Consider the following 23,164-nt stretch of genomic DNA (forward strand, 5'->3'; position numbering starts at 1 on the left):
GTCAGTGGGCAGCCAGGGGGGTGAAGAGCGGCTGCGCCACGCGCACGGGGATGACGTCCAGGCGCGCCTTCAGCACGGTGTAGTCCTCGCCACCCAGCGCGCCGCTGAACCAGCCGACCAGGCCCGGCCCCTTGTAGAGGCGGAACTCGAAACCCAGGTCGGGCTGCAGGTCACCGGGCCTGGGCTTGGCGCGGAAGGCCAGTCCGCGCACGTCCGGCGCGGGGCCGTCCAGCAGCTGGGCCATGGCGGTGACGATGGCGTTGTCGGCCAGGATGTCGAGGAAGTAGGGGTCGGTCTGCAGATAGGGCTTGTAGTCGCTCGCGGCCGGATCGATGCGGGGCTCGCGCAGCTTGTGGGCAGCGGGCGTCGTGACGCCGGTCTTGAGGTCGTGGCGGTCGCCGCGGTCCAGGTAGCTGAGCAGCGCGCCGCGCAGGTTGAAGGCGGGCAGCCTGGCGTCGCTGCCGGCCTGCGACAGGTCCACCAGCAGCGCGCCGCGCGCGCCGACGATCTCGACCTCGCTGCCCTTGATGACGGCCGCCGTGTTCTCTTCCACGCCCAGGCCCAGCGTGTAGCCGAAGGCGCGCATGGCGGGCAGCATGCGGCCGATGCGGCCGCGCTTGAGGAAGTGCTGGTCGACGAACAGGTACGGGCCGACGAACCCCAGGCCGCGGTCGTACTCGCGGCCTTCGCGCCACTGGCCCTTCAGGATCTGCAGGTTGTCCTGGGCGTCGCGGAACATCATGCGGCTCATGATGGCCGCGCCCGCGCTGGTGCCGGCGACGACGCCGCCGCCGTCGAACACCGCGCGGATGGCCTTGAGCATGGGCGTGACCTGGCCGCCGGGCAGCAGCGTGTCGACGATGTACTCCTGCGCGCCGCCCGAGAAGAACACGGCCTTGGACGCGGCGACCTTGTCGATCAGCGCCGGGTCGTTCAGGCTGGCCTGCAGGTCGACGTCCTTCAGGCGCGGCGCGACGGGAATGGCCTCGGCGCTGGCGCCGTGGCGGTTCAGCGCGGCGACGATGAGCCCGGCGCTGCGCTCGGGATTGGCGGCGGCCGTCGCGAACACGGCGATGCGCGCCCCGGCGCCGCCGGCCTCGTCGACGATGCGCTGCCAGACGGCGTCGTTGTCGTTCTTCAGCGCGCCGCCGATGACGATGGCCGTGCCGGCATGGGCCGTGGCGCTGCACCACAGGGCGAGCAGGGCAAGTCGGGTCAGGAATCTCATGCAGCCATCTTGGCAGCGCAGCGCGCGTGCGGCCACCGGGTTAGGCCTCAAGACGGTGCGCCATGCACCGCGGACGCAATTGCATGTCGCTTCTGGGCAAGCGCTGTTGCGGGCCCGCCGTGCGGGCTTGCCCAGAAGCGACGCGCAGTTGCGCGCAAGCGACCGGCGCGACCAAACCCCATAGGCAACTCACGGGCCGCCTCCCTAACCTGACCGGCATCCGTGAACCAACCGCCCAACCCGAGGCCTTCATGACTTCAGCCCGTTCCTTCGCCCTGCACACGCTGGCCCACGCCACGCTGCTCACCGTCACCGCGCTGTCTGCGCATGCCCAGGACCAGAAGCTCGAACGCGTCGAGATCACCGGCTCCAGCATCAAGCGCGTGGACGCCGAGACGGCGCTGCCGGTGCAGGTCATCAAGCGCGAGGACATCGCCAAGGCCGGCGTGACGACCGCGGCCGAGCTGCTGAAGAACATCAGCGCCGCCACCGCCAACCTGGGCGACGGCGCCTCCATCACCGACAACACCGGCGGCCAGCGCGGCTTCAACGGCGCCAACCTGCGCGGCATCGGCGTGTCCAGCACGCTGGTGCTGCTGAACGGCCGGCGGCTGGCCAACTTCGCCTCGCCCGGCGACGCGGCCGGCGTGGACCTGAACAGCATCCCGGCCGGTGCCATCCAGCGCGTGGAGGTGCTCAAGGACGGCGCCTCCGCCATCTACGGCACCGATGCCATCGGTGGCGTCATCAACTTCATCACGCGCCAGGACTACCAGGGGCTGGACGTGTCGGGCAGCTACTTCGGCACGCAGGAAGGCGGCGCCGGCAAGAAGACCTTCACCCTCAGCGGCGGCGTGGGCGAGGTGGCGCGCGACGGCTACAACGTCTTCGCGACGCTGGACGTGCAGCGCCTGGACGCGCTGCGCTCCACGCAGCGCAAGTTCATCCAGGAGCGCCCGCTGGCCCAGACGGTGCCCTACTACCTGTCCAGCCGCCCCTTCCCCGGCAACATCCGGCTGTCGGGCACGGCCGCCACCCGCACGGCGCAGCTCGCCGCCATCAACGCGGCCGGCTACACGATCAACGGCAAGGGCTACACGCAGCGCACGATCAACCTGTTCGCGCCGGGCTGCAACCCGCCCGCGTCCGTCTACGCGCCCACGCAGATCGGCGCCGAGGCCTGCGGCTACGACTACATGGCCGACACCGAGATCTACCCCGAAGCCGAGAAGACCTCGTTCCTGACCCGCGGCGTGCTCGACGTGGGCGGCGGCCACCAGCTGTTTGCCGAGGCGCTGCTGGCGCGCGCGCAGACCACCTACGTGCAGTCGCCCAACCCCACCACGCTCAGCGGCGTGACCTGGGCCGCGGTGAACCCCTTCCTGCCCAAGCCGGTCAACGACACGCGGACGTTCGAGGTGCGCTTTCGCGCCACCGAGCTGGGCAACCGCACGAACGAGGTGACCAGCGACGCCCGCCGCGTCGTCGTCGGCGCCAAGGGCACGCTGTTCGGTGACTGGGACTACACGGCCGGCGCCAGCTACGCGCAGAACCAGGTCAAGGACCGCTACACCGACGGCTACTTCAAGTTCAACGAACTGCTGCAGGCCGTGAAGGACGGCAAGGTCAACCCGTTCGGCGCGTCGCCCGCGGCCGGCCAGGCGCTGATCCAGTCGCTGCGCATCGACGACGTCGCGCGCAAGGGCGAGGGCGCCACCTCGGGCCTGGACTTCAAGATCACCGGCACGCTCGCCCAGCTCGACGGCGGCGACCTGGGCGTGGCGCTGGGCGCCGAGCTGCGGCGCGAGACGCAGAAGTTCACCCCGTCGGCGCTGCTGGTGGGCAACAACATCGGCGGCGACCGCGACAGCTCCGGCACCTCGCCGGCACTCGTGGCCACGAGCTACGGCCGCAACATCGCCTCCACCTACGCCGAGCTGAACGCGCCGGTGACCAAGACCCTGGAGATCCAGGCCGCGCTGCGCGCCGACCACTACGAGAAGGTCGGCAGCTCCGTGAACCCCAAGCTCGGCCTGCGCTACCAGCCCGCCAGGGACGTGGTGCTGCGCGCCTCCGCCGGCACGGGTTTCCGCGCGCCCAGCTTCAGCGAGCTGTACCGCCCGACCAGCTACGGCACCAGCCCCGCCTTCCTGTACGACAAGGTCTACGACGCGTTCGACCAGTACCCCACGCAGAAGGTCTCCAACCCCAACCTCAAGCCCGAGAAGAGCCGGCAGTTCTCGTCCGGCGTGGCGTTCGAGCCGGTGAAGGACAGCACGGTCAGCCTGGACTACTGGCGCATCAGCAAGACCAACGTCATCAGCGACCTGTCCGGCAAGATCATCCTGGAGAACGCGGCGCGCTACGCTGCCTACATCCAGCGCGACCCGGTGGACGGCTACCCGACGCTGATCCTGAAGAAGGAGAACCAGGGTGGCCTGAAGACCTCGGGCGTGGACGTGGACGCGCGCTGGCGCTCGGCGGCCAGCGAGGCCGGCCGCTTGGGCCTGAACTTCAGCGGCACCTACGTCATCGACTACAAGCGCCAGTTCGGCCCCGCCGAACCCTACCTGGAGACCGCCGGCCGCTTCCTGCAGGACCAGGTCATCCAGCGCTGGCGCCACCGCCTGTCGGCCGACTGGGACGTCGGCCCGCTGGCGCTGACGCTGGGCAACAGCTACTTCTCGCGGTACATCGATGACAGCTACCTGCCCGACACCGCGCCGCGCAAGGTCAAGGCCTATTCGCTGTGGGACACCAGCGGCAGCTACAAGTTCAGCAAGCAGTTCAGCGTGCGCGCCGGCGTGCAGAACCTGCTGAACACCGCCCCGCCGTTCTCCAACCAGTCCTACTACTTCCTGTCCACCTTCGACCCGACCTACACGGACCCGCGCGGCCGCAGCTACTACGTCAGCCTGAACTACCAGCTGCGCTGAGGCGGCTGCCGGCGGACGGCGGCGTTCAGCCGGCCAGCGCTTCGACCGCGACGGCGCGCTGGCCGCCGCCGCCTTCGCGATACCAGGCCTCGAAGGCGGCCGGCGCCATCGGGCGGGCGAAGAGATAGCCCTGCGCGACGTCGTAGCCCTGACGGGTCAGCACGGCGCGCTGCGCTTCGGTCTCGATGCCCTCGGCGACCACCGTCAGGCCCAACGCCGCGCCGATCTGCACGACCGAGCGGCTGAGCGCCTGCGCGCGGCGGTCGACTTCCAGGTCGTTGGTGAAGCTGCGGTCCAGCTTCAGCTCGGTGATGGGCAGGCGCCGCAGGTAGCTCAGCGAGGAATAGCCCGTGCCGAAGTCGTCCATCGAGAAGCGGATGCCGCGCTCGTGCAGCAGCGTGATGGACGCGGCGACGGCCGGGTGGTCGTTCATCAGCACGCCCTCGGTGATCTCCAGGATCAGGTCGGCCGGGCCCAGCGCATGGCGGGCCAGCGTGGCTTCGATGACGTCGGGCATGTTGAGGTCATGGAAGTTGGTGGCCGACAGGTTGACCGACACCGACGGCACCGCCATGCCGGCGGCGCGCCACTGCGCCAGTTGCCGGCACGCGCAGTCGAGCGCCCAGCGGCTGAGCTCGCGGATCAGGCCGCAATCCTCGGCCAGCGGCACGAAGCGCGCGGGCGACACGTGGCCCAGCTGCGGATGGTGCCAGCGAGCCAGCGCCTCGACGCCGTGCAGCGCGCCCGTCTTCAGCGACACCTGCGGCTGGAAGGCCATGGTGAGCTCGTCGCGCGCCAGCGACTCGCGCAGCGCGTCTTCGAGCGCCAGGCGTTCCTGCGCCTGCACGTTGAGGTCGTGGCTGAAGAAGGCGAAGCGGCCGCGCAGCTCGCTCTTGGCCTGGTACATGGCCATGTCGGCGCGTTGCAGCAGCGTTGCGATGTCCACGCCGTCGTGCGGGAACATCGCGATGCCCATGCTGGCGGAGGACTGCACCCGCGTGCCACCCAGCTCGAACGGCACGGCCAGCTGGGCCTGCAGCCGCTCCACGAGGTCGGTGGCATGCCGGGCATCGCAGTCCGGCAGCACCAGCACGAATTCATCGCCGGACAGGCGGCCCGCGATGTCGCTCTGGCGGCGCGTGCGGACGATGCGCTCCGAGACCTGGCGCAGCAGCTCGTCACCGGCGGCATGGCCGAGCGAGTCGTTGACGTGCTTGAAGCGGTCCAGGTCGATGAACACCACGGCCACCGGCGCCTGGCTGCGCCGGGCGGCAGCGAGCGCCTGGTCGGCGTTGGCGAGCAGCAGGCTGCGGTTGGGCAGCTTGGTCAGCGCGTCGTAGAAGGCCAGCTCACGGATCTGCTGCTTGGCGCGTTCGCGCGTGAGGGCCAGCGAACACAGGTGCACCGCCGCCTCCAGCAGCTGCCGCTGGAAGGAGTCCACGACATGCCCCTCGCGGCAATGCAGCACCATGCCGCCGATGAGCCGGCCCTCGGCGTCGCGCACCGGCAGGCCGATCACGCCGTCGTAGCCGAGACGGCGCAGGTCCGCGCGCAGCGGGCGCTCCGGCTCGGCGCTGAAGGTGAAGCGCGCCAGCGCATCGGGCGCCGCGTCGCCGGCCTCGGCGTGGGCGTCAGGCTCGGGCCAGCGGATCTTGCCGCTGTGGTGGCGCAAGGCCTGCGCGGGCAGGCGCGGCGCCACCAGCAGGTGCAGCGTGCCGTCGGGCGCCGCCTCGATGACGGCGCTGGCCAGGTCGGGCAGCATGCGGTCCACCTCCGCGCAGATGGTGGTCAGCACGTTCAGCAGCGGCTCTTCCTGGACGATGGCTTCGAGCACCGTGCGGTGCAGCACCTCATGGACCTTGGACTGCGTGATGTCCGTGATGACCGTGACGGTGTTGATCAACTGCCCGTTCTCGAACACGGGGCTGGTCGCCACGCTGCACCAGTAGCGCTCCTGCCCGCGGCCGCGCAGCACCTCCTCCCAGCGGATGTCGCGCCCGGCCTGCAGTTCCTGGCGCAGGCCCTGGGTGCGCGCCGCGCCCAGGTGAGGCGCCAGCATGTCCATGGCCCGCACGCCGGCCAGCTCGCCGCCGGTCCAGCGGAACTTGCGCTCGAACCCGGCATTGACGAACACCGTGTGCCAGCGCGCATCGGTGATGAACACCGCGTTGTCGGTGGCGTCCGCCACCAGCGACAGCCGCTTGACGCTCTGCCGGGCCAGCAGCTCACGCTGCACGCGCTCGGTGACGTCGCTGGCGATCTTGAGGATGCGTGCGACCCGGTCGTCCACGTAGACGGGCGCATAGGTGGCTTCGAGCCAGCACACGCTGCCGTCATGGCGCCGCCGCATGCACAGGTCGGTGTAGGCCTCGCCGGCGCGCAGGCGCTGCCAGAAGCGGTCGTAAGCCGGCGAGTCGACGAAGGCCGCATCGCAGAACCGCCGGTGGTGGGCGCCGAGCGCGTCGCTGCGCGCGTAGCCCAGCGTCGCCAGGAACTGGTGGTTGGCCGACAGCAGGATGCCGTCGAGCGAGAACTGGGCGATGGCCTTGGTGCTGTCCAGCGAGGCGACGAGGGCGCGCAGGCTCGACAGGTCGCCGCCGGCGTCATCGCCCACGAAAAGCGGCAGGAGGAAGGCGCTGTCGGACTCGGTCGGGTGCGAGAACTCACCGGGGGCATGCAGGGACATGCCGGAATTATTCAAGGTTGCGCCGTTTCTCACCTGTCCGCTCATATGTGAAAACGCCAACTGTCAATAAGCTCACACCCTTGGACGCGACAGCCCGCGCCGCAGGCCAATCACCCACCGCCATTGCCTGATTTCCCGGGGGCATGGATGCAACATCTCCCGCTTGCGCGTGCAGCCTTGGTCTGCTTGCACCGTGGCCGCCGCACTCAGCGGCTGTCAGGCCTCCCACGCGTGGCAGCCCGCTTCGAGGTGGCGCCCGTCGGGGCCGATGACGAACGCAGCGCGGTTGCCGAGACCGAACTTGACGGGTCGAACATGAAGTCTCCCGGCACGGCAGGCGTCAGCCCGTGGGTAGCCGCTGTGCGCTGGCCCGTGCCAGCGCCGCGCGCGTGCTGCTGGCCGCGCTCAGCTGCTCATGCAGGAACTGCGCGAGCCGCGGCTGCTGGCTGAAGGCGGCGTTGAAGCGGATGTGCGGGTCGGGCGCGCCGTCCGCCGCGAAGGTGGCGCCGCGCACCAGCAGGATGCCGCGGCGGAACGCCTCCTTGACGACGCCGTCCACATCGACGCCCGCCGGCAGCGCGCCCCACAGGAACAGCCCGCCTTCGCCGGGATGCTCCAGCAGCACGCCCGCCTCGCGCAGCTGCCGCGCGGCCGCCACGCGTGCCGCGCCCAGGCGCTGCTGCAGGCGGTCCAGGTGCTTGCGCCAGCGCCCGGCCGACAGCACCTCCAGCAGCACGAACTCGTTGAGCGCAGCGGTCGTCAGCACCGCGAGGATCTTCTCGCGCAGCAGCGCCTTGATGAGCGCCGGCTCGGCGGCCATGTAGCCCAGGCGCAGCGCGGGGCTCATGGCCTTGCAGAAGCTGGAGTAGTAGATGACGCCGTCCAGGCCCGACAGCTGCGCGAGCCGGGTCGCCGAGCCGGCGGTGCCGGGATGGAAGTGCCCCTGCACGTCGTCCTCGGCGATCAGCACGCCGTGGCGCTGCGCCAGCACCAGCACGCGGTGCAGGTTGGCGGCCGAGCTGCCCCAGCCGGTCGGGTTGTGCAGCACGCTCTGCATGAACAGCAGCCGCGGCCGGTGCCGCGTGCAGGCGGCGTCGAGCGCGTCGAGGTCGATGCCGTCGGGCCGGCGCGGCACGGGCACGATGTTGACGCCGGCCTGGCGCAAGCGGTCGAACAGCAGGAAGTAGCCCGGCGTCTCCACCGCCACCGCGTCACCGGGGCGCAGCAGCGCGCGGCAGATCAGGTCGATGGCCTGCGTGCCGCCGTAGGTCGTCAGCACGCGGCTGGCGTCGACCGCGATGCCCTGGCCGCGCAGCATCATGGCCAGGCGCTCGCGCAAGGCCGGCAACCCCTGCGGCGGGCAGCGCGTGGCCATGCCGGCGGTGGCGCGCGCCAGGCCGCGCTGCACGGCGGCGGCGGGCACGGCGTCTTCCAGCCAGGTGGCCGGCAGCGCCCCGCTGCTGGCCAGCAGCACGCCGGCACGCGGGTCGTTGGCCTGCTGGGCCAGCCAGACGGCCTCCTGCTCCTCGCCGGCCTCCACGCGCACCGCATCGGGCATCGCCTCGGCCGGGCCGTCGGCAATGAAGAAGCCCGCCGTGCCGCGCGACTCGACGAGGCCCGCGGCCACCAGCCGGTCGTAGGCCGTGACGACGGTGTTGGGGCTGACGCCGAGTTGCAGCGCCAGTTGGCGGATGGAGGTCAGCCGCGCGCCGGACGGCAGCTGCGCGCTGGCCATCAGCGCGCGCAGGCGCTGCTCGATCTGGTCGGCCAGCGGCGCGGGCGAGTCGCGGTCGAGTGAAAACATCAGCGCATCAACATCAAAGCCAGCACGGCCAGGGAGGCGGCCATGATGGCATTGAACACCCGCCGCCGCGTGGCGCTGGACAGGAAGCGGCCGATCCACGCGCCGAACAGCGCCCACATCGAGATGCACGGGAAGCCGACGGCTGCGCCGATGAGACTGACCCGCAGCGCGCCCTCCACCACGCCCAAGCCCGTGGGCATGAACACCGACGCGATGGTGATGGCCTTGACCCAGCTCTTGGGGTTCACGGCCTGGAACAGCGCGGCCTCCGCGAAGCCGACCTGCTCCGGCGGCCGGCCCTGCGCGGCCGGGCTGCCGGCCAGCCGCCATGCCAGCACCAGCATGTAGACCGTGCCGGCCAGCTTGAGCGCGGTGTGCAGCGCCGGCCAGGCGGTGAACAGCGCGCCCAGGCCCAGGCAGGTCACCCAGGTCTGCACCGCGCCGCCGACGTTGATGCCCAGGATGGCCGGCAGCGTGCGCCGGTAGCCGTGGTGGGCGCCGCTGGCCACCAGCATCATGTTGTTGGGCCCGGGTGTGCCGGACATCAGCGCGCAGTAGCTCAGCAGGGGCAGCAGTTCGTTCATGCGCCCATTGCAACGGCGGACGGCGGCGGCGTGAAGCCACAGCCGCGCGCGCACCGAAGCGTGCTGTATCAGTGCAGGGGCCCACACAGCCTGCGCGCCCGGACTCCCGAGTCTGGCGGCGGTCTCCGGTCAATTCATCCGGCGCGACGGCGTCGACCGGCTGTTCACGGTCTCATCGGCAGGTCTTTACTCCGTCGGTTCCGGCGCATACGTGGCGTTCAACTCCTACGGCACCGGGCCGACGATCAACGACCTGGAACCGACCCGCGTGGGCCTGGCCTTCATGGTCGGCACCAACCCGTTTGCCAGCACCGCTGACCGGGCCGATCTGATCCTGGCTTCATCCGTCGCGGGTTACCGCTTCGGCGCACAGCCCGCCGACAGCGGCGGCTGACACGACCTGACCGGCAGCGCCGTCAGGCCTGAGCCGACGGCTGAGCCCAGGCCAGTTCCGCACGCAGCCCGCCCAGCGGCGAGCCGGCGAGCCTGACGCCCGCGCCCTGCTGCCGCGCCGCCGCCTGCACGATGGCCAGGCCCAGACCGCTGCCCTCGGCGCCACCGCCTTCGCCGCGCTGGAAGCGGCCGAACACGCGCTCACGCTGCGCTGGCGGGATGCCCGGCCCGTCGTCATCCACGCGCAGCAGCGGCGCGCCGAACGCGTCCCGCAGCGCCTGCACCTGCACCTGCCGGGCGCCGTACTTCACCGCGTTGTCGACGAGGTTGCGCACGGCGCTGCGCAGCGCCTGCGGGTCGCCCGCCAGCGGCACGGGCTCGGGTGCCGTCAGCGCGAGCGAGACGCCGGCCTTGTCGGCCAGCGGCTGCACGTCGGCCAGGGCCTGGCGGGCGATCTCGACCAGGTCCAGCGCGACACGCGTGGTCGACGCCCCCGGCTCGGCGCGGGCCAGCGCCAGCAATTGCTCGACGAGGTGCACCGCGCGGTCGATGCCAGCGCGCAGGCGCTCGATGGCGGCATGCTGCTGCGCGCCCGGCGCCGAGTCGCGCAGCAGGCCCAGCTGCAGCTTCAACGCGGTCAGCGGCGTGCGCAGTTCGTGCGCGGCGTCGGCGACGAAATGGCGCTGCGCATCGAAGGCGGTGGCCAGCCGCGCGAGCAGGCCGTTGAAGGCGTCCACCAGCGGCGCCACCTCGCCGGGCAGGCCGGTGGTGGGCAGCGCGTCCAGCGCATTCGCACCGCGGTCCTGGGCGGCCTGCGCGGCACGCGCCAGGGGCACCAGCGACAGGCCGATCAGCCACCACACCGCCGCGGCCACCAGCGGCAGCGCCAGCCCCACCGGCGCGATGCTGCGCAGCGCGGCCAGCGCCGCCAGCCGCTGGCGCACGGCGAGCGGCTGGGCCACCTGCACCACGCGCTGCGGCGTGGCGGCGCTGAAGACGCGCCAGTCCTGCCCGCCCAGGCGCAGGTCCGAAAAGCCCAGCACGGCGCGCGCCGGCAGCGGCTCGGTCATGCCCTGCGGCCGGCTGGAGTAGATCTCCAGGCCTTGCACGGACCAGATCTGCACGAGGTAGTCCAGGCTGGGGTCGGCCAGCGCGTTGGCCTCGTCGCGGGCGATGCGGCCCTGGTCGCGCAGCGACAGTGCCGTCTGGCGCAACTGGTAGTCGAACAACGCATCGGCCTCGGCACGCACGCTGACGTAGGTGGCGCCGCCCACGGCCAGCGCCGTCACGGCACCGAGCGCGGCGAGCAGCACGAACAGCCGGCCGCGCAGCGTGTGCAGCAGCTTCACGGCGCGCCGCCCTTTTCCGGTCCTGCGTAGTACCCGACACCGCGCACCGTGTGCAGCAGGTCCGCGCCCAGCTTCTTGCGCAGCTGGTGCATGTAGACGCTGATCGCGTTGCTTTCCAGCTCCTCGCCCCAGCCGTAGAGCCGGTCTTCGAGCTGGGCGCGCGACACGATGGCGCCGGGCCGCTCCAGCAGCGCCTGCAGCAGCGCGAACTCGCGCGCCGACAGCAGCACGGGCCGGCCGGCGCGCGTGACCTCGCGCGTGGCCGGGTCCAGCCGCAGGTCGGCCACCTGCAGCCCCGTGTCCGCCCGCCCGCCCTGGCGGCGCGTGATGGCGCGCAGCCGCGCCAGCAGCTCGTCCAGCTCGAAGGGCTTGACGAGGTAGTCGTCTGCACCGGCATCCAGGCCCGCGACCTTGTCGGGCAGCGCGTCGCGCGCGGTCAGCACGATGACCGGCGTCGCGTCGCCGCGGGCACGCAGGCTCTTGAGAACGTCGAGGCCGCTGCGTCGGGGCAGGCCCAGGTCCAGCAGCACGGCATCGAAACGCTCGCCGCTGGCGAGCACCACATCGGCGGCGTCGCCGTCGCGCACCCAGTCGGCCGCGAAGCCCTGGCGGCGCAGCGCCTCGCGCAGGCTCTCACCGATCATGGCGTCGTCTTCAACGAGCAGCAGGCGCATCGGATGTCGTCAGGGGCATGGCGCCCCGATTCTGGCAGCGCGCGGGCGCGCGTCGGGTCAGCGGTTCATCCAGGCTTCGAGCTGGTCCGCCGGCATCGGCTTGGCGAACAGCCAGCCCTGGCCCTCGTGGCATCCCAGGCCGATGAGGTATTGCCGCTGCTCCTCGGTCTCGATGCCTTCGGCGATGACGGTCAGTCCCAGGCCACGGCCGAGGTTGATGACCATCTGCGCGATGGTGGAGCCGGCGGACGAGGCCTGCGCCTCCTGCACGAAGGCACGGTCGATCTTGAGACGGTCCACCTGCAGCTGGCGCAGCTGGCTCAGCGACGAGAAGCCGGTGCCGAAGTCGTCGATGGCGACGCTGAAGCCGAGCTGCTTGATGTCGGCCAGCACACGCAGCACGAGGTCCGAGTCCTCCATGGCCATGGACTCGGTGATCTCCAGCTCGATGTTGTGGCCCACGACGTGGCAGTCGTGCAGCGAGCGGGCCAGCATGTCGATGAAGCCGGGGTGGCGGAACTGCGCCATCGACACGTTGACGGCCATGCGGAAGTCGGCGTGGCCCAGCGCCTGCATGCGCTTGAGCTGCCCGCAGGCCGTGCGCATGACGAACTCGCCGATGGGAATGATGAGGCCGCTCTGCTCGGCCAGCGGGATGAACTGGTCGGGCGGGATGAAGCGGCCGTCGGGCGTGCGCCAGCGCAGCAGCGCCTCGGCGCCGATGACCCGGTTGGCCCCCAGGTCCATCTGCGGCTGGTAGACGACGAAGAGCTGGCTTTCCTCGAAACCGGTGCGCAGGCCCTTGAGCAGCTTGAAGCGCTCTCGTGCGTCGCTGCCCATGGCGGCCGAGAAGTACTGGGACGAGCCGCGCTGCTGCTGCTTGGCGCGCTTGAGCGCGATCTGGGCATCCAGCAGCAGCTCGGAGCCCACCGCCTTGGACTCGCCCAGGCGCACGAGGCCGGTGGTGGCCGACAGCTGCAGCCGCTCGCCGGCCACGACGAAGGGGTCGGCGAACACGCCGCTGACCGTCTCGGGGCAGACCTTGGCATGCTCGCCCAGCACGCCGAAGGTGTCGGCGCCGACGCGGGCCATCGCGGTGTTCAGGCCCAGCATCTCGCTGAGGCGGTGCACGACGGCCTGCAGCACCTGGTCGCCGAAATGGTGGCCGAAGGCGTCGTTGATGTCCGAGAAGTCGTCGATGTCGATCAGCGCGAGCGTGACGCCTTGCGGGTCCTTCAGGTTCTTGTCCAGCAGCTCGACGAAGCGGTTGCGGTTGGGCAGGCGCAGCAGCGGGTCGTTGTAGGCCTGGTCCAGCAACTGGCTGTACAGCACGACGTTCTCGAAGCCGACGGCGATGTTGGAGCAGAAGGCGCGCAGCAACTGCTGGTCCAGCTCGTCCAGCTCGCGGCCCACGTCCACCAGCGCCGCCATCGCGCGGCCGGAGCCCATGCCGAAGTAGAGGACCGTGCCGTCGTCGTAGATGTTGCGCTGCTCCTTCAGGCAGCGCTCCAGGCGCTCGCGGACGGCGGCAATCTTGACCTGCGCCAGCGGGCGGTCGATGAGGCCGCTGTACTGGCCGGCGGCCGCGACGATGCGCACCTCGTCGCCCGCCGCACCGTTGACCTGGGCGCAGACCAGCCCCTCGGGCAGGATGCCCAGCAGCGCGCACAGCTGTGTGACCACGCCTTCGGCGAAGCGCGACAGGCCGCGCATGCGCGACAGCGACGTGCTGCTCTCGACGATCATCTCCAGCCCGCGGCGGTTGGCCTCCAGCGCGCAGATCTGGCGGTAGGAGCGCACCGCGGCGGTCAGCACCGTGTACAACCGCGTGCGGGTCAGCTCGGACTTGGTCTTGTAGTCGTTGATGTCATAGGCCTGCACCGTCTCGATCTCGGGTGCATAGCCCGGCTGGCCCGTGCGCAGCACGATGCGCACGGCGTTCAGGCGGAGTTCGTCGCGGATGTGGCGCACGAGTTGCAGGCCGGCGTCCTCGCTCTCCATGACGACGTCCAGCAGCACGACGGCGAGGTCGTCCTCGCTGGCGAGCAACTGGCGGGCCTGGGCGGCGGAACTGGCGTGCAGGAAGACGAGCGGCTGGCCTTCGACCGTCAGCCCCTGCATGGCCAGCTCGGTGGCCTTGTGGACGTCGCCATCGTCATCGACGATGAGGATGCGCCAGGGCCGGTCGTTGTGGAGATGCTCGCCGTCCGCCTGCTCGGGCTCGTCGAGCAACTCGAGCAGGTCGTCGTCTGCAGCTGTGGCTTCTTGCATGGGGCGAGGGCTTGGGGGCTGGTAGGGCCGCGTGAGCACCGGCCTCTTCTCGTCAAGAGCCGCAAGGGTAGTGCATCCCGAAGCGGCGTGTCACGAAAAGCGGGGCAATACTGCGCGCTTGGCGCGTTATCGCTTTGCGGGTTTGCCCGGGCGGCCAGCGGGAGTGCGGGCCGAGCCGGTCACGCGCGGCGGCAGGCCGGTGTGCTGGGTCTGGATCTGGCCCCGGCGCGGTGCGGCAGGCTGCATCGGTGTCCGAACCGTCGGCTTGACTGCGGGCTTGACGGCCGTGGAGTTCTTGCGGCGCGCGCTCTCGTAGCTGCCGTCGGTGATCGGCTGGTAGCTGGGGATCAGGTGGTGCTTGCCGTTGCCGATCAGGTCGGCGCGGCCCATGGCCTTGAGCGCCTCGCGCAGCAGCGGCCAGTTGTTGGCGTCGTGGTAGCGCAGGAAGGCCTTGTGCAGCCGGCGGCGGCGCTCGCCGCGCACGATGTCCACCGTCTCGCCACGATCGGGGTCGCGGCTGATGCCCTTCAGCGGGTTCTTGCCCGAGTGGTACATCGCGGTCGCCGTGGCCATGGGGCTGGGGTAGAAGGTCTGCACCTGGTCGGCGCGGAAGCCGTTCTTCTTCAGCCAGATGGCGAGGTTCATCATGTCTTCGTCGCTGGTGCCCGGATGGGCGGCGATGAAGTAGGGAATCAGGTATTGCTTCTTGCCGGCGGCGGCGCTGGCCGCTTCGAACATCTGCTTGAAGCGGTCGTAGGTGCCGATGCCCGGCTTCATCATCTTGGACAGCGGGCCGCCCTCGGTGTGCTCGGGCGCGATCTTGAGATAGCCGCCGACGTGGTGCGTGACCAGCTCCTTCACGTACTCGGGCGACTGCACGGCCAGGTCGTAGCGCAGCCCGGAGCCGATGAGGATCTTCTTGACGCCCGGCAGCGCACGCGCACGGCGGTACATCTTGATGAGCGGGTCGTGGCTGGTGTTCAGGTTGGGGCAGATGCCCGGGTAGACGCAGCTGGGCTTGCGGCAGGCGGCCTCGATCTCGGGGCTCTTGCAGCCGATGCGGTACATGTTGGCCGTGGGGCCGCCCAGGTCCGAGACGATGCCGGTGAAGCCCTTGACCTTGTCGCGCATCTCCTCGATCTCGCGGATCACGGAGTCTTCCGAGCGGCTCTGGATGATGCGGCCCTCGTGCTCGGTGATGGAGCAGAAGGTGCACCCGCCGAAGCAGCCGCGCATGATGTTGACGCTGAAGCGGATCATTTCCCACGCGGGGATCTTGGTCGCGCCGTCATGGCTGCCGGCTTCGTCCGCATAGCTCGGGTGCGGGCTGCGCGCGTAGGGCAGATCGAACACGTGATCCATCTCCGCCGTCGTCAGCGGGATGGGCGGCGGGTTGATCCACAGGTCGCGCTCGCCGTGGCGCTGCACCAGCGCGCGGGCGTTGCCAGGGTTGGTCTCCAGGTGCAACACGCGGTTGGCGTGGGCGTACAGCACCGGGTCGCTCTTGACCGTCTCATAGGCGGGCAGGCGCACGACGGTGCGCTCGCGCGGCGGCATGGCGATGCGACCGGTCTTGTGGATCTTGATCGGCTTGGGCGCGTCCGGTTCGTCGTTGGACGCGCAGGTCGTGTTCTCTTCGATGATCTGGTACGGGCTGATCAGCTCGTCGATGCGGCCCGGGCGGTCCACCTCGGTCGAGTCCAGCTCGAACCAGCCGTCGGCCGTCGGATCGCCGTCGCGGCGCATGAAGGCGGTGCCGCGCACGTCGGTCAGCGTCTCGATGGGCTCGCGGCGCGCCAGGCGATGCGCGATCTCGATGATGGCGCGCTCGGCGTTGCCGTACACCAGCAGGTCGGCCTTGCTGTCCACCAGCACCGAGCGGCGGACCTTGTCCTGCCAGTAGTCGTAGTGGGCGATGCGGCGCAGCGAGGCCTCGATGCCGCCGATGACGACGGGCACGTCCTTGAAGGCTTCCTGGCAGCGCTGCGTGTAGACCAGCGTGGCGCGGTCCGGCCGCTTGCCGCCCTGCCCGCCCGGCGTGTAGGCGTCGTCGCTGCGGATCTTCCGGTCCGCCGTGTAGCGGTTGATCATCGAATCCATGTTCCCGGCCGCGACGCCGAAGAACAGGTTGGGCTTGCCCAGCGCCTTGAACGCATCGGCGCTCTGCCAGTCCGGCTGCGCAATGATGCCGACGCGAAAACCCTGAGCCTCCAGCGTGCGGCCGATGACGGCCATGCCGAAGCTGGCGTGGTCGACGTAGGCGTCGCCCGTGACGATGATGATGTCGCAGGAATCCCAGCCGAGCTGCTCCATCTCCGCCCGGGTCATCGGAAGGAAAGGGGCGGGGCCGAAGCGCTTGGCCCAGAACGGGCGGTAAGCGGTCAGGGCCTTCGGGACGATGGGCAAAGCAGACATGGGGCGATTGTCGTCGGGCGGACCCAGAAAGCACAAAGCCCGCGCGGGGCGCGGGCTTGGCTCAACGGCCGAAGCCGTGAGGGATTACAGCGAACGGATGTTCGAAGCTTGCAGACCCTTGGGGCCTTGCTTCACTTCGAATTCAACCTGGGCGCCTTCGGCCAACGTGCGGAAGCCGCCGTTGTTCTTGATTTCGCTGTGGTGGGCGAACAGATCCTTGCTGCCGTCGGCCGGCGTGATGAAGCCGAAGCCTTTGCCGTCGTCGAACCATTTGACGGTGCCGGTTTGCATGGTGCTCATGAGATTTCCTTGGTGTCGTTACTTGAATTCACCCGCAGCCCGAGCGGCTGCGGCAAAACACAACACTCAAGATCAGACGCGACGGGCGCCCGGTGGCTGTATGCCGACCGAAGCCGACCATTGTACGGTGTCAGGCGGCCAACTGCACGCGAACCGCAATTGCCACGCCACGGCCGCGCGGCGAAGCGCTGTCGACGCGGCTTTCCTCGAACACCGCGCAGGCACAGTCACGGCAGGCCCCGCACGCGGTCGCCACGCGCAGATCGTCCTGCAAGGCCTCGAAGTTCGGGCAGCCGCTGGAGGCGGCAATGGCGATGTCGCGATCAGAGACGCGGTGGCAGATGCAGACAATCATGGACACGAAGTCTAATGCGAATCGATCTCATTTGCAAAAAGAGCGGTTTTGCCCAGGGGCTTTCGCTGGGGATACTGCGGCCCAACTTCACATTGCGCTTCGGAGATTCCCCATGAAAGGCGACCCCCAGGTCATCGTCCACCTCAACACCCAGCTCAAGCTGGAGCTGACGGCCATCAACCAGTACTTCCTGCATGCCCGCATGCTGAAGAACTGGGGCCTGATGAAGATGGCCAAGCACGAGTACGAGGAGTCCATCGAGGAGATGAAGCACGCCGACAAGCTCATCGAGCGCGTGCTGACGCTGGACGGCCTGCCCAACCTGCAGGACCTCGGCAAGCTCTACATCGGCGAGAACGCCGTCGAGACCATGACCTGCGACCTGAAGATCGAGCGCACCGGCCACGCCCACCTCAAGGAAGCGGTCGCCTACTGCGAAAGCGTGCGCGACTACGTGTCCCGCGAGCTGTTTGTCGCCATCCTCGAGGACACCGAGGAGCACATCGACCACCTGGAAACCCAGCTGGATCTGGTCAGCAAGGTCGGTGAACAGAATTACTTGCAGTCCCAGATGGGCGACAACAGCTGACCGTCAGGTCAGCATGCGCGCCTGCACCGCCTCCGACGCCACGCCGAACAGGCCAGCGCCCAGGTGGTGCAGCGTGTGCAGGTCCGCGTTGTCGGCCGTCGGCACCAGCCAGTGGCCGTTGCCGAAGATGCGCTCGTCGGCCTGGGCCGACACCACCTCGCCGAAGAAGCAGTCGTAGGCCGCCTGCGCATGCGGCTCCTCGATGAGCCGGCATTCCAGGTGCGCGCCGCAGCCCTGCAGCAGCGGCAGACCCAGCACCGGGCCGGCGTCGGCCGCCAGGCCGTAGCGGGCGAACTTGTCGGCCGCCTCGCCACTCTCGCTGCCCAGCGTGTAGACCAGGTCGGCCTGATGCCGCCCCGGCACACTGAGCACGAACTGGCCCGACGCCGTCACCAGCCCGCGCGTGAAGGTGCTCTTGTCGATGACGACCACGATGCGCGGCGGCGTGAACTCCACCGGCATGGACCAGGCCGCCGCCATCAGGTTGCGCCGCCCGCCATGCGCGCTGCCCACGAGCACGGTCGGCCCGTGGTTGACGAGCCGGCTGGCATGGCGCAGCTCGACCGTCTGCATCACAGGAAACGTTCCAGCAGCTTCTTGGAGGCCTTGTCCAGCGCCCAGCGGTCCGGCACCTGCAGCTGCACACCGTGGCTGGACGTGATCAGCAGCCGGCCCTCCTCCAGGCGGCGGATGTCTTCCTCGCTCTTCAGCACGAAGTCCACCTCGCCGCGGTCGGTCTCGATGCGCCAGGTGCTGGGCGTCGAGAAGGTGTTCACCGAGATCAGCCGCTTGAGCGTCGGGTGGAACTCGCGCGCCGCCAGCTCGCTCACCAGCAACTGGCGCGGGCCGTCGGGCAACTCGGACAGGCGGGCAATCCACGCCAGCTCATGGCCGTGCGAGCCGAGCAGCGACACGCCCTCGTCGGGCGCCGAGATCGGGTGCGCACGCACCGGCGACACCGCCGTGTGGCGGTCGCCGTTCAGGTCGGTCAGCACCAGTTTGCCGAAGGCGTCCAGATGCAAGTCGCGAAAAGGCAGGGTGCTCATGCGTTCTCCGTGTGCGCACTCGGATTGGGCGCGACGACCATCAGGCCGGACGAGTCCTCGCCGTCGGCCTCGGCATCCACGCGGCGGGCCTGCGCCTCCCACAGGCGCCAGTAGTGGCCTTGCTTGGCGATCAGCTCGTCATGCGGCCCCAGCTCGACGATCTCGCCGCGGTCCATGACCACCAGGCGGTCGGCCTTGCGCAGCGTGGACAGGCGGTGGGCGATGGCAATCGTCGTGCGGCCCTTCACCAGGTTGTCCAGCGCGCGCTGGATTTCCTTCTCGGTCTCGGTGTCGACCGCGCTGGTCGCCTCGTCCAGGATCAGGATGGCCGGGTCGATCAGCAGCGCGCGGGCGATGGAGATGCGCTGGCGCTCGCCGCCCGACAAGCCCTGGCCGCGCTCGCCGACGAGGCTGTCGTAGCCGTGCGGCAGGCGCAGGATGAACTCGTGCGCGTGCGCCGCGCGGGCAGCGGCGACGATCTCGTCTCGAGTCGCGTCGGGTTTGCCGTAGGCGATGTTCTCGGCGATGGTGCCGAAGAACAGGAAGGGCTCCTGCAGCACCAGGCCGATGTGGCGCCGGTAATCGGACACCTTGATGCGGCGCAGGTCCACGCCGTCCACCTTGATCGCGCCCTCGGTCACGTCGTAGAAGCGGCAGATCAGGTTCACCAGCGTGCTCTTGCCCGAGCCGCTGTGGCCCACCAGGCCCACCATCTCGCCGGGGCGGATGTCCAGGTTCAGGTTGCGGATGACGGAGCGCGAGCCGTAGCGGAAGTCCAGCCCCTGCATGGAGATCGCGCCGGTCACGTTCTCGAACGGCTGCGGATTGACCGGGTCGGGCACGTTGGAGACGTGGTCCAGGATGTCGAAGATGCGCTTGGCCCCGGCCGCTGCCTTCTGCGTGACCGAGACGATGCGGCTCATCGAATCCAGCCGGCCGTAGAAGCGGCCGATGTAGGCCAGGAACGCCGTCAGCGTGCCGACCGTGATGCTCTGGTGCGAGATCAGCCAGATGCCCACGCCCCACACCACCAGCAGGCCCATCTCCGTCAGCAGCGCGACGCTGGGCGTGAACAGGCTCCAGGTCTTGTTGAGGCGGTCGTTGACCTGCAGGTTCTTCGCATTCGCCTCGCGAAAGCGCGCGGCCTCGCGCTTCTCCTGCGCGAACGCCTTCACGACCCGGATGCCGGGAATCGTGTCGGCCAGCACGTTGGTGATCTCGCCCCAGACGCGGTCGATCTTCTCGAAGCCGGTGCGCAGCTTGTCCCGCACCAGGTGGATCAACCAGGCGATGAAGGGCAGCGGCACCAGCGTGGCCAGCGCCAGGCCCGGATGGATGCTGAACAGGATGATGGTGGTCATCGCCAGCATCAGCACGTCCGTGATGAAGTCCAGCGCGTGCAGCGACAGGAACACCGAGATGCGGTCGGTCTCGGAGCCGATGCGCGACATCAGGTCGCCCGTGCGCTTGTTGCCGAAGTATTCGAGCGACAGCCCCAGCAGGTGTTCGAAAGTGGCCGTGCGCAGGTCCGCCGCGATGCGCTCGGACACCAGCGACAGCAGGTAGGTCTTGGCCCAGCCCAGCGCCCACGAGAACAGCGCCGCGCCCAGCAGGCCGGCCAGCAGCAGGCCCACATAGCCCGGGTCGATGCGCTGCCCGTTCTGGAACGGGATCAGCACCTTGTCCATCAGCGGCATGGTCAGGTAGGGCGATACCAGCGTCGCGCCGGTCGCCCCCAGCATCAGCGTGAACCCCAGCAGCAACTGGCCCTGATACGGCCGCGCGAACCGCCACAGGCGCAGCAGCACCCAGGTGCTGGGCGGTGCGCCGGCTTCGCCGAAGTCGAAGCCGGACTCCTCGCCGTCGTCCTCGTCGTCCCGCACCCCATGGCCTGCCAGGCGCTGCACCTCGCGGTCGAACAGGCCCACGAAACGCACCGCCAGCGGGTTGCAGGCGAGCGTGAAACGCCAGCGCGCCAGGCGGCGCTGGGTGTCGAACAGCTCCATGAAGGCCAGGCCGCCATGGTCGCTGAGCCTGAGGCTCTGGCCTGCCGACAGCGGGAACGCGGCCCAGCCGCCGCCACCCGGCTCGTACGCCAGCAAACGTGAATTCGTCAGCGCGATCAGCCCCTGGGCGAAGCGGCCCGTCGCGTCCAGGTCAACCTCCAGCGTGGCCAGCACGTTCTCGCCAGCCAGCAACTGCGACCGCAGGGCCGCCGTTTGTGGATGGGTCGCTTCGACGACGGGAGGATGGTCTTGCATTTTGTTGTTCAGTCGACAGGCAGCGACCCATTCTCCGCCATGACTGAGCGCACAATCTCCCGCGCTTCCCGGCGCCAACCCCGTACCCCATGACCCAGAAAGAAGACATCCGCCTGCTGCGCATCAACTACCTGCGCGGCCCCAACATGTGGACCTACAGGCCCGTGCTGGAAGTCTGGCTGGACCTGGGGGAGCTGGAAGACCATCCCAGCCACCTGCTGCCGGGTTTCAACGACCGGCTGACGACCGCGCTGCCCGCGCTGATCGAGCACCACTGCGGTGTCGGCGAGCGCGGCGGCTTTCTGGAACGGCTGCGCGAAGGCACCTGGATGGGCCATGTGCTGGAGCACATCGTCATCGAGCTGCTGAACCTGGCCGGCATGCCCACGGGCTTTGGCCAGACGCGCTCCACCTCGCAGCGGGGCGTCTACCGCATGGTGTTCCGGGCGCGTGACGAACAGGTGGCCCGCGCCGCGCTGGCCGAGGGGCACGCGCTCATCATGGCCATGATCAACGACAAGCCGGTCGACGTGCCCGCGGCGACGGCCCGCGTGCGCGACAAGCTGGACGACTGCTACCTGGGGCCCTCCACCGCGGCCATCGTCGCCGCGGCCACCGATCGCCGCATCCCGCACATCCGGCTGAACGACGGCAACCTCGTGCAGCTGGGCCACGGCCAGCGCCAGCGCCGTATCTGGACGGCCGAGACCGACATGACCAGCGCGATCGCCGAAGGCATCGCCGGCGACAAGGACCTGACCAAGACGCTGCTCAAGGCCGTCGGCGTGCCGGTGCCCGCAGGCCGGGAGGTCAGGACCGCCGCCGAGGCCTGGGACGCCGCGCAGGACATCGGCCTGCCCGTCGTCATCAAGCCCAGCGACGGCAACCACGGCCGCGGCGTGACACTGGACATCCAGGCGCCGGCCGACTGCGAGGCCGCCTTCAAGCTGGCAGACGCCGAAGGCTCGTCGGTGCTGGTGGAGCGCTACATCCGCGGCAACGAGCACCGCGTGCTGGTCGTCGGCGGCCAGGTCGTGGCCGCCGCGCGCGGCGAGGCGGCCTGGGTGCACGGCGACGGCACGCACACGGTGGCGGAGCTGGTGGACCTGCAGATCAACACCGACCCCCGCCGCGGCCTGACCGAGGACTTCCCGCTGAACCGCATCCAGCTGGGCGACGACGCCGTCGTGCTGCTGGACCTGCAGCGCCAGGGCTTCGCACCCGATGCCGTGCCGGCGGCGGGCAAGTCGGTGCTGATCCAGCGCAACGGCAACGTCGCCATCGACTGCACCGACGAAGTCCATCCCGAGGTCGCGCATGCCGTGTCGCTGGCCGCGCGCACCGTGGGCCTGGACATCGCCGGCGTGGACCTCGTCACCGAGGACATCGCCAGGCCGCTGAGCGAGACCGGCGGCGCCATCGTCGAGGTCAACGCCGGCCCGGGCCTGCTGATGCACCTCAAGCCCGCCGGCGGCGCGCCGCAGCCCGTGGGCCAGGCCATCATCGACCACCTGTTCGCCGAGGACGAGACCGGCCGCATCCCCATCGTCGGCGTGGCCGGCTCGCGCGGCGGGCGCCAGATCGCCCGCCTGGTCGCCTGGCTGCTGCACCTGAACGGCCGCCACGTGGGCCTGGCCTGCCGCGACGGCCTGTTCCTGGGCACGCGCCGCGTCGAGAAGAAGGACAGCGCCCGCTGGGACGCGGCGCACCGTCTGCTGATGAACCGCGGCGTCAACGCCGTCGTCGTCGAGAACGACGCCGCCTCCATCCTGCGCGACGGCCTGGCCTACGACCGCTGCCTGGTCGGCGTCGTCACCGACATGGACGGCATGGCCGGCCTGGCCGAGTTCGACGTGCAGGACAGCGACCAGCTCTACAAGGTGCTGCGCACGCAGATCGACGTGGTGCTCAGCGACGGCGCCAGCGTGCTCAATGCCGCCCACCCGCGCCTCGTCGACATGGCCGAACTGAGCGATGGCGAAGTCGTCTTCTACGCCGAGGACGGCCGCCTCGAAGCGCTGCAGCACCACCGCGACCGCGGCGGCCGCGCCGTGTTCCTGCGCGGTGGCGCCGCCGTGCTGGCGCAAGGCCCGGCCGAGACGCCCGGCGCCAACATCGAGGCGCTGCTGGGCCGTTTCGGCGCCACGCCCGTCGATGCCTCCACACTGCTGGCCGCTGTCGCCACCGCATGGGCGCTGGGCGTGTCGCCCGAGCTCATCGCCGCCGGCCTCGACACCTTCGTGCCCGAACTCCACCTCGCCTAACGTCAACGG

General features: G+C 70.0%; 17 protein-coding genes. 4 read left to right on the top strand and 13 right to left on the bottom strand.

What is annotated here, in order from left to right; all coding sequences use genetic code 11:
* Position 1: 1 nt before the first annotated feature.
* Positions 2 to 1,228: a cyanophycinase gene (locus tag ACO07H_RS22385; protein WP_422018308.1), complete on the bottom strand. Its 1,227-nt coding sequence runs from the start codon at positions 1,226 to 1,228 to the stop codon at positions 2 to 4.
* A gap of 251 nt (positions 1,229 to 1,479) precedes the next feature.
* Between ACO07H_RS22385 and ACO07H_RS22390 the strand changes: the two genes are divergently transcribed.
* Positions 1,480 to 4,164, top strand: coding sequence for a TonB-dependent receptor (locus ACO07H_RS22390; protein WP_422018310.1), 2,685 nt, complete (start codon positions 1,480 to 1,482; stop codon positions 4,162 to 4,164).
* 25 nt (positions 4,165 to 4,189) lie between these two features.
* Here the strand turns inward: ACO07H_RS22390 and ACO07H_RS22395 are convergent, their stop codons facing one another.
* The 3 genes from ACO07H_RS22395 to ACO07H_RS22405 all read right to left on the bottom strand — a co-directional run bounded on the left by ACO07H_RS22395 (position 4,190) and on the right by ACO07H_RS22405 (position 9,238).
* Positions 4,190 to 6,850 carry a sensor domain-containing protein gene (locus ACO07H_RS22395; RefSeq protein ID WP_422018312.1) on the bottom strand — a complete coding sequence of 887 codons (2,661 nt, stop codon included), beginning with the start codon at positions 6,848 to 6,850 and terminating at the stop codon, positions 4,190 to 4,192.
* Between the two features lie 340 nt (positions 6,851 to 7,190).
* Complete coding sequence (locus tag ACO07H_RS22400; protein WP_422018314.1) at positions 7,191 to 8,654, bottom strand: PLP-dependent aminotransferase family protein; 1,464 nt, start codon at positions 8,652 to 8,654, stop codon at positions 7,191 to 7,193.
* Entirely contained in the window at positions 8,654 to 9,238 is a 585-nt protein-coding gene (locus ACO07H_RS22405; RefSeq protein WP_422018316.1) for a LysE family translocator, read from the bottom strand. The genes ACO07H_RS22400 and ACO07H_RS22405 overlap by 1 nt, the downstream gene beginning before the upstream one ends.
* A gap of 211 nt (positions 9,239 to 9,449) precedes the next feature.
* On the opposite strand from ACO07H_RS22405, the gene ACO07H_RS22410 reads away from it, so the two are divergent.
* Positions 9,450 to 9,632, top strand: coding sequence for a hypothetical protein (locus ACO07H_RS22410; RefSeq protein WP_422018318.1), 183 nt, complete (start codon positions 9,450 to 9,452; stop codon positions 9,630 to 9,632).
* Positions 9,633 to 9,654: 22 nt separating this feature from the next.
* Here the strand turns inward: ACO07H_RS22410 and ACO07H_RS22415 are convergent, their stop codons facing one another.
* From ACO07H_RS22415 to ACO07H_RS22440, 6 genes are all read right to left on the bottom strand, one after another.
* The gene (locus ACO07H_RS22415; protein WP_422018320.1) at positions 9,655 to 10,980 is read right to left on the bottom strand and encodes an ATP-binding protein; all 1,326 of its coding nucleotides are present in this window, start codon (positions 10,978 to 10,980) and stop codon (positions 9,655 to 9,657) included.
* Complete coding sequence (locus ACO07H_RS22420; protein WP_422018322.1) at positions 10,977 to 11,654, bottom strand: response regulator; 678 nt, start codon at positions 11,652 to 11,654, stop codon at positions 10,977 to 10,979. The genes ACO07H_RS22415 and ACO07H_RS22420 overlap by 4 nt, the downstream gene beginning before the upstream one ends.
* Before the next feature lie 57 nt (positions 11,655 to 11,711).
* Positions 11,712 to 13,925, bottom strand: coding sequence for a putative bifunctional diguanylate cyclase/phosphodiesterase (locus ACO07H_RS22425; protein ID WP_422018324.1), 2,214 nt, complete (start codon positions 13,923 to 13,925; stop codon positions 11,712 to 11,714).
* Between the two features lie 126 nt (positions 13,926 to 14,051).
* Positions 14,052 to 16,340 carry a YgiQ family radical SAM protein gene (locus tag ACO07H_RS22430; RefSeq protein WP_422018326.1) on the bottom strand — a complete coding sequence of 763 codons (2,289 nt, stop codon included), beginning with the start codon at positions 16,338 to 16,340 and terminating at the stop codon, positions 14,052 to 14,054.
* A gap of 84 nt (positions 16,341 to 16,424) precedes the next feature.
* Entirely contained in the window at positions 16,425 to 16,631 is a 207-nt protein-coding gene (locus tag ACO07H_RS22435; protein ID WP_056875433.1) for a cold-shock protein, read from the bottom strand.
* Between the two features lie 139 nt (positions 16,632 to 16,770).
* Complete coding sequence (locus ACO07H_RS22440; protein WP_422018328.1) at positions 16,771 to 16,995, bottom strand: (2Fe-2S)-binding protein; 225 nt, start codon at positions 16,993 to 16,995, stop codon at positions 16,771 to 16,773.
* A 112-nt stretch (positions 16,996 to 17,107) separates the two neighbouring features.
* Here ACO07H_RS22440 and bfr point away from each other — a divergent pair, with 112 nt between their 5' ends.
* Positions 17,108 to 17,584: a bacterioferritin gene (gene bfr, locus ACO07H_RS22445; protein ID WP_422018330.1), complete on the top strand. Its 477-nt coding sequence runs from the start codon at positions 17,108 to 17,110 to the stop codon at positions 17,582 to 17,584.
* Positions 17,585 to 17,587: 3 nt separating this feature from the next.
* Here the strand turns inward: bfr and ACO07H_RS22450 are convergent, their stop codons facing one another.
* Genes ACO07H_RS22450 through ACO07H_RS22460 form a run of 3 tightly spaced genes read right to left on the bottom strand, consistent with a single transcriptional unit; the run spans position 17,588 to position 20,891 of the window.
* A complete protein-coding gene (locus ACO07H_RS22450; RefSeq protein WP_422018332.1) occupies positions 17,588 to 18,157 on the bottom strand; it encodes a flavin reductase family protein in 570 nt (189 codons plus the stop codon).
* Positions 18,157 to 18,630, bottom strand: a complete 474-nt coding sequence (locus tag ACO07H_RS22455) for a DUF1854 domain-containing protein (RefSeq protein ID WP_422018334.1) — start codon at positions 18,628 to 18,630, stop codon at positions 18,157 to 18,159. Before ACO07H_RS22455 ends, ACO07H_RS22450 begins: the two co-directional genes overlap by 1 nt.
* Positions 18,627 to 20,891, bottom strand: a complete 2,265-nt coding sequence (locus ACO07H_RS22460; RefSeq protein WP_422018335.1) for an ABC transporter ATP-binding protein — start codon at positions 20,889 to 20,891, stop codon at positions 18,627 to 18,629. The genes ACO07H_RS22455 and ACO07H_RS22460 overlap by 4 nt, the downstream gene beginning before the upstream one ends.
* A gap of 89 nt (positions 20,892 to 20,980) precedes the next feature.
* Here ACO07H_RS22460 and cphA point away from each other — a divergent pair, with 89 nt between their 5' ends.
* Complete coding sequence (cphA, locus tag ACO07H_RS22465; RefSeq protein WP_422018337.1) at positions 20,981 to 23,155, top strand: cyanophycin synthetase; 2,175 nt, start codon at positions 20,981 to 20,983, stop codon at positions 23,153 to 23,155.
* Positions 23,156 to 23,164 lie beyond the last annotated feature (9 nt).

The organism is Roseateles sp. (assembly GCF_965229315.1).
Classification (GTDB): domain Bacteria; phylum Pseudomonadota; class Gammaproteobacteria; order Burkholderiales; family Burkholderiaceae_C; genus Pelomonas.

Excerpts from the sequence above, each read along its gene's own strand:
- ACO07H_RS22385 (WP_422018308.1), bottom strand. The coding sequence starts at position 1,228 with ATGAGATTCCTGACCCGACTTGCCCTGCTCGCCCTGTGGTGCAGCGCC.
- ACO07H_RS22390 (WP_422018310.1), top strand. The coding sequence starts at position 1,480 with ATGACTTCAGCCCGTTCCTTCGCCCTGCACACGCTGGCCCACGCCACG.
- ACO07H_RS22395 (WP_422018312.1), bottom strand. The coding sequence starts at position 6,850 with ATGTCCCTGCATGCCCCCGGTGAGTTCTCGCACCCGACCGAGTCCGAC.
- ACO07H_RS22400 (WP_422018314.1), bottom strand. The coding sequence starts at position 8,654 with ATGTTTTCACTCGACCGCGACTCGCCCGCGCCGCTGGCCGACCAGATC.
- ACO07H_RS22405 (WP_422018316.1), bottom strand. The coding sequence starts at position 9,238 with ATGAACGAACTGCTGCCCCTGCTGAGCTACTGCGCGCTGATGTCCGGC.
- ACO07H_RS22420 (WP_422018322.1), bottom strand. The coding sequence starts at position 11,654 with ATGCGCCTGCTGCTCGTTGAAGACGACGCCATGATCGGTGAGAGCCTG.
- ACO07H_RS22425 (WP_422018324.1), bottom strand. The coding sequence starts at position 13,925 with ATGCAAGAAGCCACAGCTGCAGACGACGACCTGCTCGAGTTGCTCGAC.
- ACO07H_RS22430 (WP_422018326.1), bottom strand. The coding sequence starts at position 16,340 with ATGTCTGCTTTGCCCATCGTCCCGAAGGCCCTGACCGCTTACCGCCCG.
- ACO07H_RS22435 (WP_056875433.1), bottom strand. The coding sequence starts at position 16,631 with ATGCAAACCGGCACCGTCAAATGGTTCGACGACGGCAAAGGCTTCGGC.
- ACO07H_RS22440 (WP_422018328.1), bottom strand. The coding sequence starts at position 16,995 with ATGATTGTCTGCATCTGCCACCGCGTCTCTGATCGCGACATCGCCATT.
- bfr (WP_422018330.1), top strand. The coding sequence starts at position 17,108 with ATGAAAGGCGACCCCCAGGTCATCGTCCACCTCAACACCCAGCTCAAG.
- ACO07H_RS22450 (WP_422018332.1), bottom strand. The coding sequence starts at position 18,157 with ATGCAGACGGTCGAGCTGCGCCATGCCAGCCGGCTCGTCAACCACGGG.
- ACO07H_RS22455 (WP_422018334.1), bottom strand. The coding sequence starts at position 18,630 with ATGAGCACCCTGCCTTTTCGCGACTTGCATCTGGACGCCTTCGGCAAA.
- ACO07H_RS22460 (WP_422018335.1), bottom strand. The coding sequence starts at position 20,891 with ATGCAAGACCATCCTCCCGTCGTCGAAGCGACCCATCCACAAACGGCG.
- cphA (WP_422018337.1), top strand. The coding sequence starts at position 20,981 with ATGACCCAGAAAGAAGACATCCGCCTGCTGCGCATCAACTACCTGCGC.